The sequence below is a fragment of the Rhizobium sullae genome, assembly GCF_900169785.1.
Lineage (GTDB): Bacteria > Pseudomonadota > Alphaproteobacteria > Rhizobiales > Rhizobiaceae > Rhizobium > Rhizobium sullae.
The window spans coordinates 1-342 of record NZ_FWER01000212.1; the positions used below are offsets into that span (position 1 = coordinate 1).

1 protein-coding gene is annotated in these 342 nt (G+C 67.3%); it reads left to right on the forward strand.

Translation table 11 applies throughout. From position 1 onward, the window contains the following. Nucleotides 1-342 (forward strand): transposase (locus BN1800_RS41940; protein WP_179214043.1); only part of this gene is annotated, 342 nt, incomplete at both ends.

Here is a 342-nt window from a genome sequence, read left to right on the forward strand (position 1 = left end):
CCAAACAAATCGCCTTTCGCGAGGGAGAAATCCTGCTTCCGAAGGCGCGATGGGTGAGGATGGTCGCTCACCGCGAGGTCGTTGGGACGGTGAAGAACGTCACAGTCTCGCTCAGCGGCGACCACTGGTACGCCTCGATCCAGGTGGAGCGCGAGGTGGCCGGGCCGAGCGTCCGCGACGGGATCGAACTCGGCGGCGACCTCGGCGTCGTCAACGCGCTGGCGCTGTCGGACGGCGCGGTCTACGACCTGCCGCGCATGAGCGACGAGGAAAAGCGCCGGGAGGAGACCCTCGCGCGCGTCGTCTCGAGGCGCAAGAAAGGGTCGAAGAACCGCGCCAAGG